Below are 21,096 nucleotides of genomic sequence, written 5' to 3'. Positions count from 1 at the left end.
GCAACCATTTGCCCTGTTCGAGAGTCCTCTCACTCGTCACACACCCTTCTGATGAAATGAGCGGAGCAAAGAGTGGGGCTGAAGAAGCGCAGCATCGGGGTGGCACTCGTCACGAGTGCGGTCCTGGCGGGCGCGGGGCTGTACGGGGGGACCGCCATGGCGGCGAACCAGAGTGCGAGCGCGCCGCAGGCCGCCAAGCCGATGCTGCTGGACTCGATCACGCCGACGAGCGGTGCGACCGTCGGTGTGGCCATGCCGATCTCGGTGGTCTTCACCGACCCGGTCGCGGCCTCGGCGCGAGCCGGGATCGAGCGGCACATGAAGGTGACCACCTCGAAGCCGGTCACCGGCGCCTGGCACTGGTTCAGCAGCCAGCGCGTCGACTGGCGGCCCGAGGGCTACTGGCCGGTCGGCACGAAGGTGACCGTCACCGCCGCACTGAACGGCGTCGGCGACGGTGAGGGCCGCACGGGCACGCGCACGTACACGCACACCTTCACCATCGGCGCGGACTTCGAGACCTTCGTCTCCGCGCCGGGTCACACCATGAAGATCACCCGCAACGGCAAGGTGATACGCACCATGCCGATCGACGCGGGCAGCAAGACCTTCCCGTCGTGGGACGGCACCATGGCCGTGATCGACAAGCAGCGCTGGGTGCGGATGACCTCGTGCAGCGTGGGCATCACGTGCGACCCGCACAACCCGAACTACTACGACCTCAACCTTCCCTGGGACGTCCACCTGACGTTCTCGGGCACCTACGTCCACTACTCCACCGGCGACCCGAACCCGGGCCACGGGCAGGGCTCGCACGGCTGCGTGCACCTCTCGTACGCGAACGCCGAGTGGTACTACGACAACGTCAAGCAGGGCGACCCGGTGACCATCACCGGCTCGCCGCGCGGCAAGGCCGCGGGCGACAACGGCTACGCGGACTACGACCTCTCCTGGTCGCAGTGGCTCGCGGGCAGCGCGACCGGAGCGCACACCGCCTGACGCACGTCCTTCCTGACGACGCGCCCGGTACCGGGTCGGCCCGTCCCCGCCTCAGCGGGGGCGGGCCGTCCCATGTGGGCCCTCCTGTGCGGGCCCTCCTATGCGGGCCCTACGCTGGCCGTCCCCTTCGGGGCGTCACTTCAGCTCGGCCCAGGCGAGGATCGGGTCGGTCAGCTCCAGGACGGTGGCCAGCAGCGCCAGCCGGTTGGCGCGGACGGCGAGGTCCTCGTCCATCACCATGACGCCCTCGAAGAAGAGGTCGATCGCCCGCACCAGCGGGCCGCTCTCGTGCAGGAACGCCGCCAGGCCGGGCGAGCCGCCCAGCAGGCTCCGGACCTTCTGGACAGCCTGGTACAGGTCGTGCTCCGGCCCGGCAGCGAACAGCTCCGGGTCCGGTGCGGGCAGCGTCCCGGCCGGGACGATCCGCAGAACGCGCTGGACGGCGGCGGTCGCCAGAGCCAACGCCTCGGTGCCGTGGGCCGCCTCCAGCTCGGCGAGCCGACCCGCGGCCGGCACCGGGCGGTCCGCCTGCGGCAGCACCGCGCGGACGTCGTTCACGGCGTGCCCGCTCTCCAGCAGCTGCTGCTCGAAGCGGCGGACGACGAACTGCTGCGCCTCGGCGAGGCTCGCGTCGGTGACCTCCAGCGGCTGCCGCTCGGCGGCGATCCGCAGCATGGTGGAGACGGTCAGCGGGGCGAGGGCCGGGTGGGCGCGCAGGATGTTCACCATCCCGAGCGCGGCGCGGCGCAGACCGAAGGGATCGGAGCCGCCCGTCGGCGCGCCGCCGAGCGGCAGCAGACCGGCGAGCAGGTCGGCCCGGTCGGCCAGCGCGAGCAGCGCGCCCGGCGTCGACTGCGGCAGCTTGTCGGCGGAGTGGCGCGGCAGCTCCGTCTCGAACAGGGCCTGGGCGACCTCCTCGGGCTGGCCCGCCTTGCGGGCGTAGACCTCGGCCATGACGCCGGCGAGGCTGGACAGCTCGGTCACCATCTGCGAGCCGAGGTCGAACTTCACCAGCCCGGCGGACCTCTCCAGGGTGATCAGGTCGCGGGCGCCGATCGGCACGTGGGAGGCGAACTCGTTGGCGGTCGAGGCGATGCGTTCGGCGCGGTCGGCCATCGACCCCAGCTTGTCCTCGAAGGTGAGCAGTTGGAGCCGCTCCTGCATCGCCTCCAGCGGGGTGTCGAGGTCGGCGCGCCAGAAGAACGCGGCGTCCTCGTAACGGGCGCGCAGCACGGCCTCGTTGCCGCGTCGCACGACGTCCTGGTCGCAGGCGCCGTTGGCGACGGTGACGAAGTACGGCAGCAGCGCGCCGTCCGCGTCGAGGACCGGGAGGTAGCGCTGGTGCTTGCGCATGACCGTGGTGAGGATCTGGTCGGGCAGTTCGAGGTACTTGCGGTCGAAGGTGCCCAGGATCGGGGTCGGGAACTCGACCAGGTTGGTGATCTCGTCCACCAGCGCCCGGTTGGCCTCCAGGTCCACCACGCCGCCCACCTGGGCGGCCAGTTGCACTGCGGCGGCCTGGATGACGGTGCGGCGGGCGTCGGTGTCGGCCACGATGCCGTGGCGGGCGAGCAGTTCCACGAACCCGTCGGCCTTGGCCACCTCGACGACGGGCTGCGCGGCGGTGCGGTGGACGCGGGTGGTGCGGCCGGAGACGAGGCCGGAGACCGTGAACGGGACGACCTCCTCGCCCAGCAGGGCGAGGATCCAGCGGATCGGCCGGGAGAAGGACAGACCGGAGGCGTTCCAGCGCATGTTCTTCTCGGCCCGCAGCCCGGAGACGACGGCGGGCAGCACCTGCGCCAGCACCTCCTCGGCGCTGCGGCCGGCCACGACGCGGGTGAGCACGACGTGCTCGCGGCCGCCGAACTCGCCGCGCCCGAGCGCGGCCGGGTCGGCGTCCTGGCTGCGGGCGAAGCCCAGCAGCGCGGGCGTGGGCGCGCCCTCGGCGTCGTAGGCGGCGGAGACGCGCGGGCCCTTCACGGTCTGCTCGTGGTCCGGCTCGGCGGACTCGACGCCCTCCAGGGTCACCACGACGCGGCGCGGGGTGGCGGCGACGTGCAGGGCGCCGTGGCCGAGCCGGGTCGCGCCGAGACCGGCCTCGATCGCCTCGCGCACGGAGTCGACGACGCGGGCGGCCTCGGCGGGCGGCAGCTCCTCGAAGCCGATCTCGAACGCCAGGGTCCGCAGCGCGTTCGGGTCGGGCGCCGCGGCGGCCTCCGGCTCGGCGCCCTGACCGGGGTCGTCCGCCGCGCCGGTGGCGACGCCCAGCGGGTGGTCCAGCTCGGCGCGGCGCTCGGCCCACAGGGCGGCGACGTCGTGGGCGAGGGCGCGCATCCGCGCGAAGGAACGCGCGCGCTCGGTGGTGGAGATGGCGCCGCGCGCGTCGAGCACGTTGAAGGTGTGCGAGCACTTGAGGACGTAGGAGTAGGCGGGCACCGGCAGCCGCAGGTCGAGCAGGCGCCGGGCCTCACGGGCGTAGGCCTCGAACAGCTCGCGGTTGGTGTCGACGTCGGCGTCGTCGAGGTAGTAGCGGCTCATCTCGTACTCGGCCTGGCCGAACACCTCGCCGTAGCTGATGCCGGGCGCGTAGGCGATGTCCTTGAAGTGGCTGACCCCTTGCAGGGCCATCAGGATCCGCTCCAGGCCGTAGGTGATCTCCACCGAGACCGGGTCCAGCGTGATGCCGCCGGCCTGCTGGAAGTAGGTGAACTGGGTGATCTCCAGACCGTCGAGCCACACCTCCCAGCCCAGGCCCCAGGCGCCGAGGGCGGGCGAGGCCCAGTTGTCCTCGACGAAGCGGACGTCGTGCGCCTCGATGTCGATGCCGAGCGCCTTGAGGCTGCCCAGGTAGAGCTCCTGCGCGTTGCCGGGCTCGGGCTTGAGGATGACCTGGAACTGCGTGTGCGTCTGCAGGCGGTTGGGGTTCTCCCCGTAGCGCGAGTCGTCGGGGCGCACGCTGGGCTCCACATAGGCCACCCGCCACGGCTCCGGGCCCTGGACCCGGAGGAACGTGGCGGGGTTCAGCGTCCCGGCGCCGACCTCGCTGTTCATCGGCTGGGCGACTAGGCAGCCCTGCTGCGTCCAGTACGCGTTGAGGGCGAGCAGAGCTTCCTGCATCGTCAGCATGGTGCAACCCCACGAGTCGGTGAACTGGCCCTCCCAGCCTGCGCCCGCGCGGGGGCGGAACGCGAGCCGGGAAGGCCGACGTCCGGCGATTCTATGCACTGCGCGGCACCTCCGACCTCGGGGTTTCACCTGCCGCAGGCAGTCAACTCCGCCCCGGTACGGGGGCTTCGCCCCACCGGCACCGCCGTGCGGGCGAAGGAGTTCACCGAGCCGTTAGGACGTGTTTGTATCCACTGTTAGATCGATTGCTTAACGTGCGTTGACCACTTCTTCCGTGGAAGGACACACCGCACATGAGCCGCGCCCGCAAGATCTCCGCCGCAGCGGTCAGCCTGGCCGTCCTCGCCGTCGCCGGGACCGCCGTCGCCGAGGCCAACAACCGGGGCAACGACAACGACTGGCCGTACGCCCGGCACAGCCCGGCGGTCTACACGCTGGCGGCCGTCGGCGACATCGCCTGCGAGCCCGACGACGACGAGAACGCCGGCACCCCGACGGCGCTGAAGTGCGGCAGCCCCACCCTGGGCGGCATGAGCGCCGAGTTCGCCACCGCGAAGCAGGCCACGGACATGCACCCCGACGCCGTCGCGCTGCTGGGCGACGAGCAGTACCAGGTCGGCAAGTTGACCGACTTCGAGCAGTCCTTCGACCAGGCCTGGGGCGGCCTGAAGATGCTGGAGCGTCCGGCGCCCGGCAACCACGAGTACTACTCGTACGCCAAGAAGGGCGACAACGAGGCCGGCCAGAACGGCACGGGCTACTTCAGCTACTTCAACGGCCACAACCAGTCCGGCGCGCCGACCACCCAGGGCCAGGCCGGTGACGACACGGCCGACAACCAGGGCTGGTACTCCTACAACCTCGGCAACTGGCACATCGTCTCGCTCAACGCCGAGTGCGACTCCGACGAGTTCAAGCACGACTGCTCCACCACGGACACCGGCCTCCTCGGCCAGGAGACCCAGTGGCTCGCCAAGGACCTGGCCGCCAACGACCGCCCCTGCACCATCGCCTACTGGCACCAGCCGACCTTCAGCGCCACCACGGCCGCGACCGCGACCGTGCCCGCGTCCGCGCCGGGCGCCGGCGGCGTCGAGGGCGCGGCGGCCGACGCCTGGTGGAAGCTCCTCTACCAGCACCGCGCCACGCTCGTCCTCAACGGCCACGAGCACGCCTACGCGCGACTGCGCCCGATGAACCCGGCCGGCCAGTCCGACCCCTCCCACGGCATCCCGGAGTTCATCGTCGGCTCCGGCGGCGAGGCCCTGGACACCCTCGCCGGCACGCCCGGCAACTGGGCCAACCCCAACGTGGTCACCGCGCAGGCCGGCGCCTTCGGCGTCATGAAGCTCACCCTCAAGTCCCACAGCTACAGCTGGGACTACCAGCCCACGCTGGCCGGCCCCGGGTTCGACTCCACGGCGCTCCAGTACAGCGACACCGGCAGCGGCACCTGCAAGTGACGCCCCGTCCCTTCCCCGGCACAGGCGCACCACCGCACCACGCACTCCTCACGCACGAGCACGCACCGCACGCACCGTCTTCCTCAGGTCCCACGACTCCCAGGAGCGTCACGATGCCCTCTCGCCTGACCCTCGCCGCCGCCGGCGGCGTCATCTCCAGCCTTCTGCTGATCCCCGGCACCCTCGCCACGGCCGCCGCGCCGCAGCACCACGGCCCCGCCCATCCCCAGCACGTGCTCGTCCCGGGCCACCTCGTGCTCTCCCGTACGGTCTACACCGCCGGCAAGGACGCGATCGTCCCCGGCGTCACCAAGCTGCCGGCCGGCTGCACCACCGCCTGCGTCACCGCGGTCGCCGACGGCGGCTACCCCGAGGTCTTCAACAACGAGTCCGTCGACGCGAGCTTCGGCATCACCTCGCCGATCCTGCTCGACTCCCTCACCCAGTCCGGCCACACGACCGGCGAGCTGAAGGTGCCGACCGACTCCCGCGGCGACCACCTGGTCACCAGCTTCCCCTCGAAGTCCGAGCTGAGCCTCAACCTCTCCACGGCCGGCAACGCGCTCACGTTCATGGGCTACGTCGCGCCCGTCGACTCCCCTGACGTGTCCAACTCCAACACCCCGGGCGTCGTCGACCCGACCAACCCCGTCGGCACCTCGTTCTACCGCGCGGTCGCCGAGCTGCGCCCCAACGGCCGCCTGGGCTTCACCGAGACCAACGCCTACAGCGGCAACAACGGCCGTGCCGCGTTCCTCGACAGCGCCGACAACCGGCTCTTCATGGCGGGCAACGCGGGCAACGGCGGCGCTCCGGAGCCGGTCGGCGTGATCGCCGGCGCGGGCGCGCAGACCACGACGCCCTCGGTGCTGCCGGAGAGCCTCCAGCAGGTCGGCCAGCCGACCCCGGCCGGCGGCTTCAGCGTCACCCAGCTCGGCGACAAGGCCGACAAGGTCGGCAAGGACACCAACTTCCGCGGCCTGACCGTCCACGACAACGTCGTCTACCTGACCAAGGGCAGCGGCGGAAACGGCGTCAACACCGTCTACTTCATCGACACCACCGGCAAGGCGTGCCCGACCGGCGTCGGCCTCCCGGTGCCGGGCGCGCCGATGCCGACCCAGCCGCTGTCGTACAACCCCGCGACGCTCCAGTCCACCGGCCTGCCGGAGAACATGTGCGTCCTCAAGGGCTTCCCCACCGCGCTGAAGTCGACGACGTCCTTCCCGTTCGGCGTGTGGTTCGCCAACGACACCACCATGTACGTCGCCGACGAGGGCGACGGCGCCAACACCTACGACGCGGCCACGAACACCTACACCGACGCCGCCGCCCAGGCCGGCGCGGGCCTGCAGAAGTGGGTGCTCAGCAACGGCGCATGGAAGCTGGACTACACCATCCAGCAGGGCCTGAACCTCGGCACGCCGTACGACGTCTCCGGCTACCCGACCGGCGACAACTCCGCCACCGGCCTGCCGTGGGCCCCGGCCACCGACGGCCTGCGCACCCTCACCGGCAAGGTCGACCGCGACGGCACGGTCACCATCTGGGCCGTCACCTCCACGGTCTCCGGTGCGACCGACGAGGGCGCCGACCCCAACCGCCTCGTGCGCGTGACCGACCACCTCGACGCGACCACCGCGTCCGGCGACGCCTTCCGCACCCTGCGCACCGCCGTCTCCGGCGAGGCCCTGCGCGGCATCGTCTACGTCCCGGGCGAGTGACACCCGAGCGCTGACCTGGACATCCCGAGGGGCCGGACCTGCACGGTTCCGGCCCTTCGGCCTGCGCTCGGGCGGCTTCGCACAACCGGCATGCTGCCGTAACGGTGGTCCATTGACCCCTCCCGAGGGGCTTGCCAGCATTCGGCGAATGAGCGAGCGACGACTGCACCTCAACCTCTTCATCCACGACACCGGCCACCACGAGGCGTCCTGGCGGCTGCCGGAGTCCGACCCGTCGGCCGACCTCGACCTCGGCTTCCACCAGAGACTGGCGCTCATCGCCGAGGACGCGAAGTTCGACTCGCTGTTCCTCGCCGACAGCCCGGCGCTCTGGGGTGATCCGGGCCGCAGACCCTCCGCGCGGCTGGAGCCGACCGTGCTGCTCGCCGCCCTCGCGGCCGGCACGACGCGCATCGGCCTCATCGCGACCGCCTCCACGAGCTACAACGAGCCGTACAACCTGGCCCGGCGGTTCGCCTCGCTGGACCACCTCTCGGCCGGGCGCGCGGGCTGGAACATCGTCACCACCGCGGGCGACGCGGCCGCGCGCAACTTCGGCCTGGACGGTCAGCCGCTGCACCGGACGCGCTACGAGCGGGCCGCGGAATTCCTGGAGGTGTCCACCAAGCTCTGGGACAGTTGGGCGGACGAGGCGCTGGTCGCGGACAAGGACGCCGGCGTGCACGCGCGGGCGGACCGGGTGCGTCCCGCCGGGCATCGCGGCCGCTTCTTCAACGTCGAGGGCCCGTTGAACGTGCGCCGCTCGCCGCAGGGCTACCCGCTGCTGGTGCAGGCAGGCTCGTCGGAGAGCGGCAAGGCGTTCGCCGCCCGGTGGGCGGAGGCCGTGTTCACCGCGCAGCCCACGTTCGCGGAGGGTCAGGCGTTCTACGCGGACGTCAAGCAGCGGGCGAGGGCCCTCGGACGGAACCCCGAGCACGTCAAGATCCTGCCCGGCATCGTCCCGCTGATCGGCGACACCGAGGCGGAGGCCCGCGCGTTGGAGGCCGAGCTGGACCGGCTGATCCAGCCGGAGTTCGCGCGCGAGCAGTTGGCGGTACTGCTGCGGGTGGAGCCGGAGCGGCTCGACCTGGACGCGCCACTGCCCGACGACCTCCCCGCCGAGGACGAGGTCGAGGGGGCCAAGAGCCGCTACACGCTGATCGTCGAGCTCGCCCGGCGCGAGCACCTGACGGTACGTCAACTCATCGGACGCCTCGGCGGCGGTCGCGGCCACCGCACCTTCGCCGGAACGCCCGTGCAGGTGGCGGACACCATCGCGCACTGGTTCGAGCACGGCGCGGCCGACGGGTTCAACGTGATGCCCGCGGTGCTGCCGTCCGGACTGGAGGTGTTCGTCGCGAAGGTGCTGCCGATCCTGCGCGAGCGCGGCCTGTTCCGCACCGAGTACGAGGGGGCCACGCTGCGGGAGCACTACGGACTGCCGCGCCCCGGCAACCAGTTCGCGACGGCGCCGGCCGTCGGCGCGTCCGCGTGACCTTGCGCGGGATCGCCGGAAGGCCGGGGAGCGGACTCCCCGGCCTTCCGACGTCCGGGCTGCCGCCCGGTCAGGACGCCGCCGCGAGGACGGTGATCTCCTCGGCGATGTCCTCGTCGTCCGGGGCCAGTTCGGCCGCGCGGCGCAGTTCGGCGAGGGCCTCCTCGCGGCGGCCCGCGTCGCGGTGGACGAGGGCGAGGTTGTAGCGCAGCGCCGCGTCCTTCGGGTCCTGCGACACCGCGCGCGCCAGGTCCTCGCCCGCCAGGGCCAGATCGCCCGCCGCGTAGGCGACGCCGGCCCGGCCGGACAGGGCGGTCACCAGGTCGGGATCGGCCTTCAGCGCACGGTCGAAGGCGACGCGGGCGGCGACGAGGTCCTCGGTCTCGACGTGGTACTGGCCGAGGACGGCGTGCAGATAGGGGTTCTCCGGGTCCTGGCGCAGCCCGGCCAGCGCGTCCTCGCGGGCCTCCTCCAGCGCGCCCGCGTCCAGGTACAGGCCGGCCCGGTTGACGTAGGCGTCGACGAAGTCGGGCTGAAGGTCCAGCACGTAGCTGAAGTCGGCCAGCGCGCCGTCGACGTCCCCCTCACCGAACCGCAGGTCACCGCGGTTGTAGTAGATCTCCGGGAAGGGCGGGGAGAGGCGCATGGCGCGGGCGTAGTCGGCCAGCGCCTCCTCGGTGCGGCCCAGGCGCCGCAGGATCGTGCCGCGTTCGAGGTAGTGCTCGGCGTGGTTGGGATCCTCGCGGATCACCACCTGGTAGTCGGCCAGGGCGTCGTCGAGGCGGCCGAGGGCGAGGTAGACGCGGGCGCGGTTGTTCTTCAGCACCGAGCGGTGCAGCACGTGCGAGTCGGGCGGCAGCAGCCGGTCCAGCATCTCGATGCACTCGTCGACCAGGCGCAGCGCCTCCTCGGGCGCGCCGAGGTTGACTTCCACCAGTGCGAGGCCGTTGCGGTAGAACGCGCTCTGGAACGCCCGCTCGTGCGGGTCCTCGATCAGCGAGGCCGTCGCGATGGCGGAGTTGAGCCACGACTTGGCCTTGCGCTGGTCGCGCCGCTCCGGATCGTTGTGGCGGGTGTAGAGCATGGCCGTCGAGTAGGCGGCGTTCATGTGGACGCCCGGCTTGACAGAGAAGTAGCGGGCCTGATCGTCCATCAGTTCCGCTTCCTCGGTGCGACCGAGGATGGACAGGGCGAGGGTGGCCCCCTTGGCGAAGGCCCACCAGCGGTCGTGTTCGGCGGCGGGGTCCACCAGGGCGAGGCCGCGCAGGCCGTACTCGACGCAGGCGGTGTAGAAGCCCAGGCACAGACAGTGGTCCATGGCGTGGAAGACCGCCCGTACCCCGGCCTCGCCCGGGTCGGAGCCGTGCTCGCGGTGGTGGGCCAACGCGCCGATGCGCAGGGAGTCCTGGTCGAGCGCCTCGATCTGCTCGGCGCGGCGGTCGTGCAGCCTGGCCCGGTCGGCGGGGTCGAGGGCGAGGTAGGCGGCCAGGTCGGCCGGCTCGTCGCTGACGCAGTCGCCCATCACGTACGCGGCCGGGTCGAGCACGGTGGCCTCCGAGGCCGGCAGCACGTCCACCGCCGTGGCGTGTTCGCGCAGCACCGCGAGCAGGTTCTCGTCGTCCGGCAGCGTGCCGGGCATGCAGACCACGACCTGGAGCAGGCCAGGGTCGACCCGGCGCACCAGGTTGGCCAGGAACTCGAGGTCGGTCGGGTCGGCCTGGTCCACCTGCTCGACGACCACGCGGCGCAGCCCCTCCCCGGCCGCCGCGTCGCGGACGAACTCGACCAGTCCGTTGCCGATCCGGACGGTGCGCAGGCGGGCGTAGTAGCGGGTCCGCTCGGCCGGGATCGCCATCGAGGTCAGGGTCTCCCGGGAGCTCGGCACCGAGGTGCGCAACTCCGGTGCCGCCGATAGGAGTTCGATGTCGTAGCGGCGCACCAGGTCGGCGTCGCGGCGCAGCGTTCCCGGCACCAGGCGGCGGGCCAGGGTGCCGGCGGCGGTGAACGGTCCGCGCAGTCGGCGGTGGGCGTCGACGACGAGCGTGCCGGGCGCGTCGAGCGAGATGCCGAGGTCGAGCAGGGCGCGGCCGCGGTCCCGGCGCAGGCCGCCACGGAGCCAGTAGTGCGCAGGCGGGGACTGGTTCATGCGATTCTCCCTGGGGCGGCGGAGGGTGGCCGGACGGGGACGGGCTTCACACGGACGCGGGCGCTGCCGCGCTCGTGGAGCCCGGCTCGCCGCGGCGGCGTCGCCAGCCGCGGAACGCGAGGAACCCCGCCAGGGCGAGCTCGCCGAAGTTGAGCACCAGGAAGACGCACACGTCCGTGACGTTGAGGAACGAGGTGTCCCGCACCAGCTTGTGCAGCGCGAGCTCGGTGATGCGGATGGCGGCGGGCAGCATGACGGTGAACGCCAGCACCGTCAGCAGCGTGTAGCCGCCCACCATCAGCCAGACGTACCAGCGGGCAACGCTGCGGTCGCGCGGGGTCCAGCTCTCCGGGTCGACCATGCCCTCGCGGCGGCCGAGCAGCGCCCGGATCCGGTTCTGCAGCAACTGCCGGGAGACGGTCTGCAGGTCGTTGCAGCCGAGGACGGTCGTGGCCAGGAAGTACAGGTCGGTGCGGAGGAAGAAGTAGAACTGCCAGGCGAGCCGCATCAGCGCGCCGAAGGCCATGGCCAGCAGGAACCGTCCGAGCAGGCCGGTCGCGCCGCCGTGGCCGACCAGGGGCGCGGCGGCGAGGCTGAGTCCGCAGACCACGACCACGTCGACGCCCATCCCGGAGAGCATCGGCAGGTAGCGCTTGCGGCGCGGCACGGCGACCAGGCCGTCGAGCGAGGTGAGGAAGACCAGGTAGTAGAAGCGGCGGCCGATCCGCAGCGTGGAGTTGAGGCCGAGCCTGCGGCCGGCCAGCGCGTGCGCGCCCTCGTGCAGCAGGATCCAGGGCAGTTGCCCGAGCACGTTCCCGGCGGTGAGCGCGACGAGCGAGGAGGTGGTGAAGAACAGGTTCTGGTACTGGGGCGTGACGTGCGGGTCGGCCGCCATGACGACGACGCCGGCGATGGTCACCGCCGCGTACAGGCACCAGGCGGGCCAGGAGAAGACCGCCTGCGCCAGGCGTCTCCAGCGGATCACCGGAGCTTCGGCGACCTGCTCGCCCTCGGGCACCAGCAGTTCGAACTCCTCCAGGACTTCCAGGAATTCGAGCATGTCGACGGTCTCGCCGTACTGCTCCTGGTACCAGCTTGCGGCCTGGTTGGGGCTGTCGCCCGCCTCCAGTCGTCGCAGCAGCGCGGCGCCGTCGGCGGGGAAGAGACCGTAGCTGTCGATGTCGGCCCGGCCGACCGTCACCTCCTCACCCTCTTCGAGATAGGTGAGGGGGTACAGTCTCAAAGGCCTGTCCAGATCCACTGCGGTTCCGTCCACGGACAACCACCTGCCACCTGTTCGGGTCGGCTCTACGGGCCCCGGTCCGGGCCGCATTGCGCGCGGCCCGGACCGGTCTTACCGGTGTCTCACAAAGGAGCGGTTCCTCGTCAGGCGAGGACCGGGCCGCCGCCGCAGTAGCAGGCGGACGCGGCGGAGGTGAGCCGGACGGTGCCGGCCTTGCGCACGGTGATCTTCTTCATGGTGCTCTCCTTAGAGCTCGTGACACCGTCCCGGACGCGGGTCGCGGCCGGGCCCCCGGGGGTTCCCGGGAGAACAGGGGCGGGGCGGTGGCCCCGGACGCATGCGGGTCGAGGTGAAGAAGGTGCAATGAACTCGTGTACGTGACGCCAGAGTTGTGCAAAAACACCGTGACGACGGCGTTGAGATTTGCATGCACCTGACGGCGTGTCAACACTTCGCGCAGCAGGGCTGACCTGCGGCGGAGTTGACATGTCCTGATCCTTCGGAAGCGCACGGTGCCGACGCCATCGGCCCCGCGACCGAAGCCGGACCGCCGTCGGACCCACGCCCGTCTACGCGGGTGGCGTAGGCGAAATGCTCCTCCGTCACCCCGGCACCGGGTGGCACCAAAGGTCGTGCGCCGCCCGAGCGTTCGTGCGCGGCGTCGCGGGCGCCTTCGCGCGGGGTCAGCCGTCCGAGCCGGCGAGGGCCGTGCCGACGGCCTTGCGCGTGGTCCCCAGCTTCTTCAGGACGTTGGCGACGTGCTGTTCGATGGTGCGCGGCGACAGGAACAGAGCCTCGGCGATGTCCTGGTTCGTCGCCCCCGTGGCCAGCAGCTCGGCGACCTGCCGCTCGCGCGGCGACAGCTGTCCGCCGTAGCCGCGGCGGCCGCGTGCGGCGGGACGGTCCAGGCCGAGGTCGCGCAGCGCCTGCTGGCAGCGCGCCGCGTCGGCGGTCGCGCCCAGGCCGGTGTAGGCGTCGACGGCCGACGTGAGCCACCCCGCGGCCTCCTCGGGCCGGTCCGCGCCGAGCGCCTGTCCGCCGCCTTCGGCCGCGCGGGCGGCCTCGTAGGGGCGTCCGATCTCCCGCCAGGCGCGGTGACTGTCCTCGAAGTGCCCGGCAGCGCGGCCCGGTCGGCCGGAGCCGTCATGAAGTGCCAACAACCCCAGCGAGTAAGCGAGTTCGGCGCGCGCGCCGGGCGAGTCCCGGTTCGCCAGCTCGCGCTCGGCGTCCAGGGCGAGCTGTTCGGCGACGCGGCGCCTGCCGCTGCCGAGCGCGGCTTCGACGGCGACGGGCAGCAGCCCGGTGGCCCTCGCCCAGGCGGCGGCCTGCCGCAGCATCTCCACGGCGGGAGCCGCGAGGGCCCACGCGTCGTCCGGCGCGTGCTGGAGCAGCCGCAGCCCGGCGAGCCCGGCGGCGGCGCGCAGGGCCACCGTCACCTGTGAGCCGTGCGTGCCGCACTCGACGGCCGTGGCGAACTGCTCCTGCGCGCGGGCCCGCTGGCCCCGGGCGGTCGCCAACCGGCCGAACATCAGGGCCTGCTCCTCACCGAACATGGCGATCTCGGGGAACTCCGTGCCGAGCGCGGCGAAGCGGTCCTCCAGGCCCTCCCAGCGCCCGGCCAGCGCCTCCAGGCGCAGCAGCGCGATGCGGCTGTAGCACTCCAGGTGCGGGATCCACGCGCGGTGCGCCAGCTCCCGGCTCTCGGCCAGCAGCCTCGCGCCGCGCCGGTCATGGCCGAGTTCGACCGCGAGTTCGCCGAGGTTGTAGAGCGCCCGCGTGGTCTGCCGCAGCACCTCGACGTCGTCCGCCTCGCGCGGCAACCGGTCGAGCTGCTCCCACACGCCCGGATCCCCCTCGCGGGCCAGCATGCTCAGCCGGGTCGCCCGCACCGCGGCCCGCACCGCGTCGTCATCGCCTCGGGCGACCGTCTGCTCGGCGCGTTCCAGCCAGGCCCAGCCCTGCGGGGTGGAGCCGTCGCGCTCGTGCATGGCCAGCGCGAGCATCGCCCGCGCCGCGCGTTCCGGGCGCTCCGCGAGGAGCTCCTCGACGGAGCGTTCGAGCTCGCCGTAGCCGGTCCGCTCTCCGGCGTGGTTGACCATCAGCAGGCCGAGCGCGAGCCGGATCTCGCCGCGGGTGGCCGGAGGCAGCCGCGGGTCGGCCAGGATGCGGCGCAGCAGGGCGGCGTTGCGGGTGTGGTCGGCGCCGATGACGGCGATCCTGGCCAACGCGAGGGCGGCCCTGGAGCGCGCGTCGTCGTCGAGCTGCGGCTGTTCCAGGATCCGGTGCAGCAGTCCGGCGGCGGTCCCCGCGTCCCCCACGGCGATGGCCTGGGCCACGGCCTGTTCCGCGCGGCGCAGCCAGCCGGCGCGGTCGCCGAGCGCGAGGGTGTGGTGGGCGATCTGCACGAGCGGGACCGGCGTCTGCCGCTCCAGCTCCTCGACCGCCCGCCGGTGCAGCCGGGTCCGGTGCGGCCCGGGGATGTGCTGGTAGGCGACCTGCTGCGCCAGGACGTGCCGGAAGACGTACCGCGCCCCGTCGGTCTCCCCCAGCAGGGCCGACCGCAGCGCCTCGACGAGCCCTTCGGCGCCCTCCTCCGGGCCGAGACCGGCGAGCCGGGCCAGCAGCGACTCTTGCGCCGGGACCGCGAGCACGGCGGCCGCGTCGACGATCGCGGCGCCGACCGCCGTGAGGGACGCGAGGCGTTCGGTGACCGCCTCGCGCAGTCCCCTGGGCACGCCCGCCCGCTCCAGCTCCTCCCTGGCGTCCCCGAGGGCGTGCTGCCGACCCTGCTCGCGCAGGGTGAGCAGGTCCTCCTCGGCCACCAGAGCCAGGCCCTCGCTGCGCTCGAACAGCGCCGCCCCCAGTTCGGCCGTGGCCTGGCCGCCGAGGGCCGCGACCGCCAGCTCCTGGACGTGCCGGCGGGCGAGCCGGGACAGCCTGATCACCGTGCCGTGGGTGCCCGGGGGCCTGCGGTAGGCCGCGCCGAGGACGGCGGTGTCGGGCGGCAGGTCCTCGGCCCGGTAGGTGATCACGAGCCCGAGCGTGCGGGGCAGGTCGCGGGCGAGCAGCAGGAGCAGTTCGCGGGTGGCCTCGTCGGCCCAGTGCAGGTCCTCGACGACGAGCACGGCCGGTCCGAGCGCGGTGAGGAAGGAGTGCACGGCCATGACCAGTTGGTGCCTGCGCGCCTGGTCCCCCTCGGGCAGCGGGGGCGGGGGCGGGAGCCGGTCGGCCAGATCGGGCAGGAGCGGCGCCAGCGCACCGGCCGTCGGGGCGACGCCGTCGGCGGGGAGCCAGGGTCCGGCGCGGCGCAGCGCGTCCACGACCGGCCCGTACGGAAAGGGCTCGCGCAGCGGATGACAGAAGCCGGTGAGGACCGGTCGGCCCTCGGCCGCCAGGACCGCCGCGGCCTCGTGCGCGAGGCGGGACTTGCCGATGCCGGCCTCGCCCTCGATCAGGACCACCGCGGGCAGGTTGTGGACCGCCGCGAGCAGCAGGCCCAGCTCCCGCTGCCGGCCGACGAACGCGAAGCCACCGCCGCCGGCCTCGGCGCCCTGGTCGAGCACACGTGCCACGCGATCACCTTCCCTGGCTGACCACGCTAGATCCGCCCAGGGTCGGCGGCAAACGGCCGCCCGCGTGGCACTCCTGCCCGCACCGGCGCCCGGCGTCGGACGGGTCAGTCGAGGGACGGCCGCACCGGGTCGGACCGCCCGGGGAGGGTCGGCGGGCGGAAGAGCAGCTCGGCCGTCACCGTGGTGCCGCCCTCCGAGGGACGCACGAGGCAGCTCGCGGCATACGCCTCCACCAGCAGCAGTCCGCGCCCGCCGCAGGCCGTGCCGCCCGCCCCGTCGCGGTCCCCGTCGGCCGGCGGTGCGATCCGGGGACGCCACCGGCCGGAGTCCTTGACCCGCAGGGTCAGCGTGTCCCGCGCGACGCACAGCAGCAGCGTCACGTCGGGGCTGCCGCTGTGCCGCACGGCGTTGGTGACGAGCTCCGTCACGATGAGACCGGACGCCTCGGCGGTGTCGCCCGGCAGCCCCCAGCGACGGGCCGTGTGGCGCGTGAGGCGGCGCAGCGCGGGCACCGAGGCCGCCGTGGCCGGCAGGACGCACGCGGCTGCGAACCGGCACGCGGCCCTCTCCCGGGAGTGACGGGGGCCGACGGCGAGCGTGGTATCCATGCGGGCTCCTGATCTGGGGGAACACGGCCTCTGTCTTCCACGGTCGGCTCCGGGCCCGCCGCGAACAATACGGGTCGGCCAAGGTACGGATACCTGATAAATGGGACGTAAGGGGTGAGGGGCGGGTGGACCACCTTCCGCCCGCCCGCTCGTCGGCTCCGTCCACTTCTTGAACGGGTCCGGCGAGCCCCCGCTACGCTCGGCACGCACACCAACCATCCAACCCGTCGGACGTGGAATCGAGGTCGGCCCCGAGTGGAAGCACGAGTGGAAGCACGAGTGGACGCCGCGGCAGTGGAGCACCCCGACCTGACGCGCGAGGCGCGCCTGGCCGCCCACGGCGACGTCTCCACCGCCCTGGCCCTGCTCAGTGACCGCGCTCTGCACGCACTCGTCGACGCGGCCGCGCCGATCGGAGCCGGCATCGGCGGGAAGGCGGCCCTGCTGGAGGTCGCCGGAAACCCGGTCTTCGTGAAGCGGGTGCCCCTCACCGATCTGGAGCGGCAGCCCGAGCACGTCCGCTCCACGGCGAACCTCTTCGATGTGCCGGTCTTCTGCCACTACGGCGTCGGCCTCGTCGGCGGGCCGGGCTTCGGGGCCTGGCGAGAGCTCGCCCTGCACGCCATGACGACGAACTGGGTGCTCACCGGCGACCACGAGGGTTTCCCGCTGATGCACCACTGGCGCGTCCTGCCGGACTCGACGCCGCTGCCCGACGAGTTGGCCGACGTCGACCGGGCCGTCGCCTACTGGGACGACGCACCGCAGGTCCGCCGCCGGATCGAGGCGCTGCGCGACTCCACGGCGAGCGTCGCGCTGTTCCTCGAGTACATCCCGCAGAACCTGCACCAGTGGCTGGGCGCCCAGGTCGAGGCGGGAGACGAGGCGGCCGACCGGGCCTGCGCCATGGTGGAGCGGGAACTGGCGGCCGGCGCCTCGTTCATGGCCGGGCGCGGGCTGCTCCATCTGGACGCACACTTCGAGAACATCCTGACCGACGGCCGGCGCCTCTACTTCGCGGACTACGGCCTCGCGCTCTCCTCCGCCTTCGAGCTTTCGGCGGACGAGGCCTCCTTCCTCGAGCGGCACCGGGCCTACGACCGCTGCTACACCTCCACCTACCTGGTGAACTGGCTCGTCACCGCCCTGTACGGCTACCGCAGGGAGGACCGCGAGGGCCGCTACGCGCTGGTGCGCGCCCTCGCGGAAGGGCAAGCGCCCACGGGGGTCCCGGACACCGTCGCGGCGATCCTGGCGCGGCACGCGCCGGTCGCCGCGGCGATGTCCGGCTTCAACCTCTCCTTCCAGCGCCGGAGTCGTCAGACCCCGTACCCGGTGGAGGAGTTGGAGGCGATCAGGTCGCGGAGAAGCTGAACCAGTGGACGTTGACGAAGTCGCTGGTGCTGCCGGTGCCGAAGGTGAGGTAGAGGTCGTGGACGCCGGTGGCGGTGCCGCCGAGGTTCATCGGGATGGTCTGCCAGCTCTGCCAGCCGCCGGTGTTCGCGATGTCGATCTCGGCGATCACGGGGCCGGTGGTGCTGTCGAGCCGGAACTGGACGGCGCCGCTGACCCCGGCCGCGGCGCCGGAAGCCAGGCGGGCCAGGACGCGCCGCGGTGAGGAGCTGCCGAAGTCGACGCCCTGGTACCGCAGCCAGTCGCCGGAGGAGATCCAGCCGACGTCGAGCCCGCCGCCGGTGTCCGAGCAGGACTCGGTGCCCGTTCCGCTCTGCGCGGAGTAACTGGAGGCCTGGATGGTGGAGTAGGCGCTGACGCCCGTCCCACCGCCGCCGCCCCCGCCGCCGCTGCCGCCCGATCCGGTGACGCCGCTGCCCAGCGCGATCGTCCAGGAGGTCGGCGCGTAGTCCTGGAGGTGCCCGTCGACCGGCGCGCTGCCGGTGGGGCCGACGTCGTCGTACGGGAAGGCGTAGCCGATCGACGCGTACTGGTGGACCAGCCGGGCGTAGTGGTTGGTGACGGCGCCTGTGTAGTACTGCGAGGCGGTGACGCCGCCCGGCTGGTTCTCGCCGCCCGCCAGCAGCAGCGTGCTGCGGTTCAGCGCCGCTCCCAGCCGCGCGGCCACCGCGCCCCGGGCGTCGCCGCCGGAGTTGTACAGCGGGCCGCTGTTGCAGCTGAAGATGTCGCTGGCGCTGGGACGGGTGAAGGCGACGCCGTCGTCGTTCAGGCCGGAGAAGGTGAGCACCCCGCCGGAGACCGTGCCGGTGAAGGTGCCGAAGGACTGCGTGTCGACGGTCAGCGGCGTGCCGGCGAAGCGGCTCCACACCTGGTCGAGGTAGGCGTTCCAGTAGCCGCCGAAGTCGGTGGCGGAGTGGACCGGCGACATGACCCGGAGCACCGCGCCCGAGCTGTCGGTGGCCACCAGGGTGTCCCAGGGCGCGCCGTCGCTCGCGTGCTGCGCGACGAGCCCCGAGGCGATGGAGGCGAGTGCCCCCGCGGGCAGCGGACTGACCGTCTGGGTTCCCGAACTGCCGGTCGTCTGCATGGAGATGGGCGAGGCGACCAGGTCGACGTAGCTGATGTTCGCGTAGAGGTTGGTGCTGTTGTAGGTGAACTCGCAGAAGGTCCAGTCGGTCAGCCAGTTGGGGTCGGACGTGGTGAACCCGGGCTGGACGAGCCCCGGGACGGTACCGGGGTTGACGAAGAACTGGATCTTCTTGCCCACGGAGAACCAGACCCGGCCGCCGATGACGTAGTCGGTGAGCGTGACGGTGGTCGAGGTGCCCGAACCGCCCAGCGCGATGGCGTAGTCGGGGGCGGGCGTGAGGGTCGCGGAGGGGTTGGGCAGACGGTGGAAGGCCCCGTCCGGACCGACGAATCCGGGCCATCCGGTGGAGTCGGCACCGGAGATGTAGGCGTAGACGGCCGTGCTCGCACCGGAGTTGTTCTGCAGGGTGACGGGCAGCGAGGCCGCGGCGGACGCGGTGGCGGCCAGGCCCGGCAGCCACGCGGGCGCGCTGAGCGCGGCCGCCGAGGCCGTGGCCGCGGCGGTGAGGAACGTGCGTCGTGAGAGCAAGGAGCCTCCAAGGGCTGAGGCGTACCCGCGTCCCCACCGCGGATGCACGATTGGTGTAGACCGCTCGAAACTATCGCGGGGACACCATGCTCCCGTCAATACTCTGTGGCGTACTCGCCGGTTGCACCTGTCGCGCATTCAGGGCTTGTAGACAGCAGCCCCGTTGACGCTCCCCCTTCCCGGGCGTGGGTCAGATCCGCAGATGCCGCTCGATGTCCTCGCCGAACCCGGCCAGGGCCTGTTCGGTGAGGGTGGGACGGGTGTCGGCGACCGCGGCCAGGAAGTCCTCGGTGTCCGCGGGCGCGCCGGTCCGGTGGGTGATCTCGCGCTCGAAGGCCCGCTGGGAGCCGTTGCGGGCGGCGTACTCGATGTCGGCCGGCGTGAACCTCTCGCTGGCCGCGACCAGCCTGCCGAGGTCCACCCGGTCCGCGGCGAGCCCCAGATAGCGGCGCCAGATCGCCTCCCGCGCTGCCGGGTCCGGCGGCCCCACGGGGATGAGGTAGTCGAAGCGACCGGGGCGCAGGAACGCCGGATCGAGGGTGCGCAGCGAGTTGGTCGCGCAGATGAGCAGGCGGTTGTCGTGGTCGCGGAAGGCGGGGATGAGCTTCAGCAGTTCGTTGGTGACGCCGTGCCCGGGGTCGACGGCCGTGCCGGAACGGGCGGCTGCGATCTCCTCGACCTCGTCGATGAAGAGCAGCACGCTTTCGAGTTCGGCCAGGTCCGCGAATGCCTCGCGCAGCGAGGCGGCGAGCCCCCCGGCCGCGTCCGCGGCGAGGCGTGAGGGGAACAGCTCCACGAACGGCCAGCCCAGCCGGGAGGCGACCGCCTTGGCGAAGCTGGTCTTCCCGGTGCCCGGCGGCCCGAAGAGGATGACCGCCTTCGGCGGACGGACCCCGTAGCGCTCGGCCACGTCCGGTTCGGCGAGCGGGAGCACGATCCGCTTCTCGATGGTGTCCTTGGCCTCCTGCATCCCGGCCAGCTGCTCCCACAGGCCGCGGGGCAGGACCCGGCCGCCGAGTTCGGCGAGCAGCCCCGCGTCCCCCGCGCCGAGATGCTCGAGCTTCTCGTAGTAGACCAGACCGTCCACCGTGCGGTAGCCGGAGTTCTCCAGGGCGGTCGTGCCGGTGGAGCCAGGGGTGAGGATCGCGCTGATCCGCCGGACGCCCTTTGCGCGCAGCCGCTGCTCGATCTGGGCGATCAGGGAGCTGCCCAGACCGCGGTTGCGCCAGGCGGCGGACCGGGCCACGATCATGATCCACCCCCGGTCGCCCTCCGCACGGGCCACCGCCATGCCCACCAGCTCGTCCCCGACCAGCGCGACCACCGCGGGCTGGCCGCCGCGGGCCGCGGCGACGACCTCGGAGACCGGGAAGACGGGCAGGGAGAGGTCGTCCTGTCGGCCCTGGTCCCACAGCTGGATCGCCTGGTCCAGGTCGTCGTCGTGGAAGTCCCGCAGGTGCCAGACCGGCACGGTCGCCTCCTTGCGCGGTGCCCCCGGGCTCATTCTCTGCCCGTCGGCCGCGTCGGGCGACCAGGACCGCTCCAGCGGGGGCCGCCCATGGGGCAGGGCCCGCCAGGTGGAGACCTGGCGGGCCCTGCGGTTGCTGCCTTGCTGTACTGGTGCGGTCAGGAGCCGCTCAGAGGCGGGACCTGATCACTCCGGGTGTCAGGAGGCGGTGAGACCGG

Annotated in this window: 12 protein-coding genes; 5 read left to right on the top strand and 7 right to left on the bottom strand. The window is 72.6% G+C overall.

All coding sequences use genetic code 11. The features are described 5' to 3' along the window. Positions 1-72: 72 nt before the first annotated feature. On the top strand, positions 73-999 hold the full coding sequence (locus TR50_RS25325) for a L,D-transpeptidase (protein ID WP_042426379.1): 927 nt from the start codon (positions 73-75) through the stop codon (positions 997-999). A 135-nt stretch (positions 1,000-1,134) separates the two neighbouring features. Here TR50_RS25325 and TR50_RS25320 read toward each other — a convergent pair whose 3' ends face one another. Then, complete coding sequence (locus tag TR50_RS25320; protein ID WP_201776872.1) at positions 1,135-4,119, bottom strand: glycine--tRNA ligase; 2,985 nt, start codon at positions 4,117-4,119, stop codon at positions 1,135-1,137. A 302-nt stretch (positions 4,120-4,421) separates the two neighbouring features. Here TR50_RS25320 and TR50_RS25315 point away from each other — a divergent pair, with 302 nt between their 5' ends. The 3 genes from TR50_RS25315 to TR50_RS25305 all read left to right on the top strand — a co-directional run bounded on the left by TR50_RS25315 (position 4,422) and on the right by TR50_RS25305 (position 8,810). Continuing rightward, positions 4,422-5,591 (top strand): metallophosphoesterase family protein, encoded by a 1,170-nt coding sequence (locus TR50_RS25315; protein ID WP_042426373.1) that lies wholly within the window; start codon positions 4,422-4,424, stop codon positions 5,589-5,591. Positions 5,592-5,704: 113 nt separating this feature from the next. Then, a complete protein-coding gene (locus tag TR50_RS25310; protein ID WP_042426369.1) occupies positions 5,705-7,315 on the top strand; it encodes a hypothetical protein in 1,611 nt (536 codons plus the stop codon). 148 nt (positions 7,316-7,463) lie between these two features. Continuing rightward, positions 7,464-8,810: an LLM class flavin-dependent oxidoreductase gene (locus TR50_RS25305; protein ID WP_042426368.1), complete on the top strand. Its 1,347-nt coding sequence runs from the start codon at positions 7,464-7,466 to the stop codon at positions 8,808-8,810. Positions 8,811-8,880: 70 nt separating this feature from the next. Here the strand turns inward: TR50_RS25305 and TR50_RS49825 are convergent, their stop codons facing one another. From TR50_RS49825 to TR50_RS25285, 4 genes are all read right to left on the bottom strand, one after another. Beyond that, on the bottom strand, positions 8,881-10,956 hold the full coding sequence (locus TR50_RS49825) for a tetratricopeptide repeat protein (protein ID WP_052441313.1): 2,076 nt from the start codon (positions 10,954-10,956) through the stop codon (positions 8,881-8,883). A gap of 46 nt (positions 10,957-11,002) precedes the next feature. Further along, complete coding sequence (locus TR50_RS46975; protein WP_160311176.1) at positions 11,003-12,199, bottom strand: hypothetical protein; 1,197 nt, start codon at positions 12,197-12,199, stop codon at positions 11,003-11,005. A 683-nt stretch (positions 12,200-12,882) separates the two neighbouring features. Then, positions 12,883-15,771 (bottom strand): helix-turn-helix transcriptional regulator, encoded by a 2,889-nt coding sequence (locus tag TR50_RS25290; protein ID WP_236654585.1) that lies wholly within the window; start codon positions 15,769-15,771, stop codon positions 12,883-12,885. A gap of 104 nt (positions 15,772-15,875) precedes the next feature. Further along, positions 15,876-16,379 (bottom strand): ATP-binding protein, encoded by a 504-nt coding sequence (locus TR50_RS25285; protein WP_042426363.1) that lies wholly within the window; start codon positions 16,377-16,379, stop codon positions 15,876-15,878. A 267-nt stretch (positions 16,380-16,646) separates the two neighbouring features. Here TR50_RS25285 and TR50_RS25280 point away from each other — a divergent pair, with 267 nt between their 5' ends. Continuing rightward, on the top strand, positions 16,647-17,753 hold the full coding sequence (locus TR50_RS25280; RefSeq protein ID WP_236654584.1) for a protein kinase family protein: 1,107 nt from the start codon (positions 16,647-16,649) through the stop codon (positions 17,751-17,753). Here the strand turns inward: TR50_RS25280 and TR50_RS25275 are convergent. Together TR50_RS25275 and TR50_RS25270 are read right to left on the bottom strand one after the other, a co-directional pair. Continuing rightward, positions 17,734-19,410: a beta-1,3-glucanase family protein gene (locus TR50_RS25275; protein ID WP_042426360.1), complete on the bottom strand. Its 1,677-nt coding sequence runs from the start codon at positions 19,408-19,410 to the stop codon at positions 17,734-17,736. The genes TR50_RS25280 and TR50_RS25275 overlap by 20 nt on opposite strands. A gap of 190 nt (positions 19,411-19,600) precedes the next feature. Next, entirely contained in the window at positions 19,601-20,914 is a 1,314-nt protein-coding gene (locus TR50_RS25270; protein ID WP_174514859.1) for an ATP-binding protein, read from the bottom strand. Between the last annotated feature and the right edge of the window lie 182 nt (positions 20,915-21,096).

It is taken from the genome of Streptacidiphilus anmyonensis, from assembly GCF_000787855.1.
GTDB lineage: Bacteria > Actinomycetota > Actinomycetes > Streptomycetales > Streptomycetaceae > Streptacidiphilus > Streptacidiphilus anmyonensis.
Note: the sequence above shows the minus strand (reverse complement) of the source record. Positions and strands in the feature narration are given on the sequence as shown.

Coding starts and splice junctions, on each gene's coding strand:
- TR50_RS25320 (WP_201776872.1), bottom strand. CDS start 4,119: ATGCAGGAAGCTCTGCTCGCCCTCAACGCGTACTGGACGCAGCAGGGC.
- TR50_RS25315 (WP_042426373.1), top strand. CDS start 4,422: ATGAGCCGCGCCCGCAAGATCTCCGCCGCAGCGGTCAGCCTGGCCGTC.
- TR50_RS25310 (WP_042426369.1), top strand. CDS start 5,705: ATGCCCTCTCGCCTGACCCTCGCCGCCGCCGGCGGCGTCATCTCCAGC.
- TR50_RS25305 (WP_042426368.1), top strand. CDS start 7,464: ATGAGCGAGCGACGACTGCACCTCAACCTCTTCATCCACGACACCGGC.
- TR50_RS49825 (WP_052441313.1), bottom strand. CDS start 10,956: ATGAACCAGTCCCCGCCTGCGCACTACTGGCTCCGTGGCGGCCTGCGC.
- TR50_RS25285 (WP_042426363.1), bottom strand. CDS start 16,379: ATGGATACCACGCTCGCCGTCGGCCCCCGTCACTCCCGGGAGAGGGCC.
- TR50_RS25270 (WP_174514859.1), bottom strand. CDS start 20,914: ATGAGCCCGGGGGCACCGCGCAAGGAGGCGACCGTGCCGGTCTGGCAC.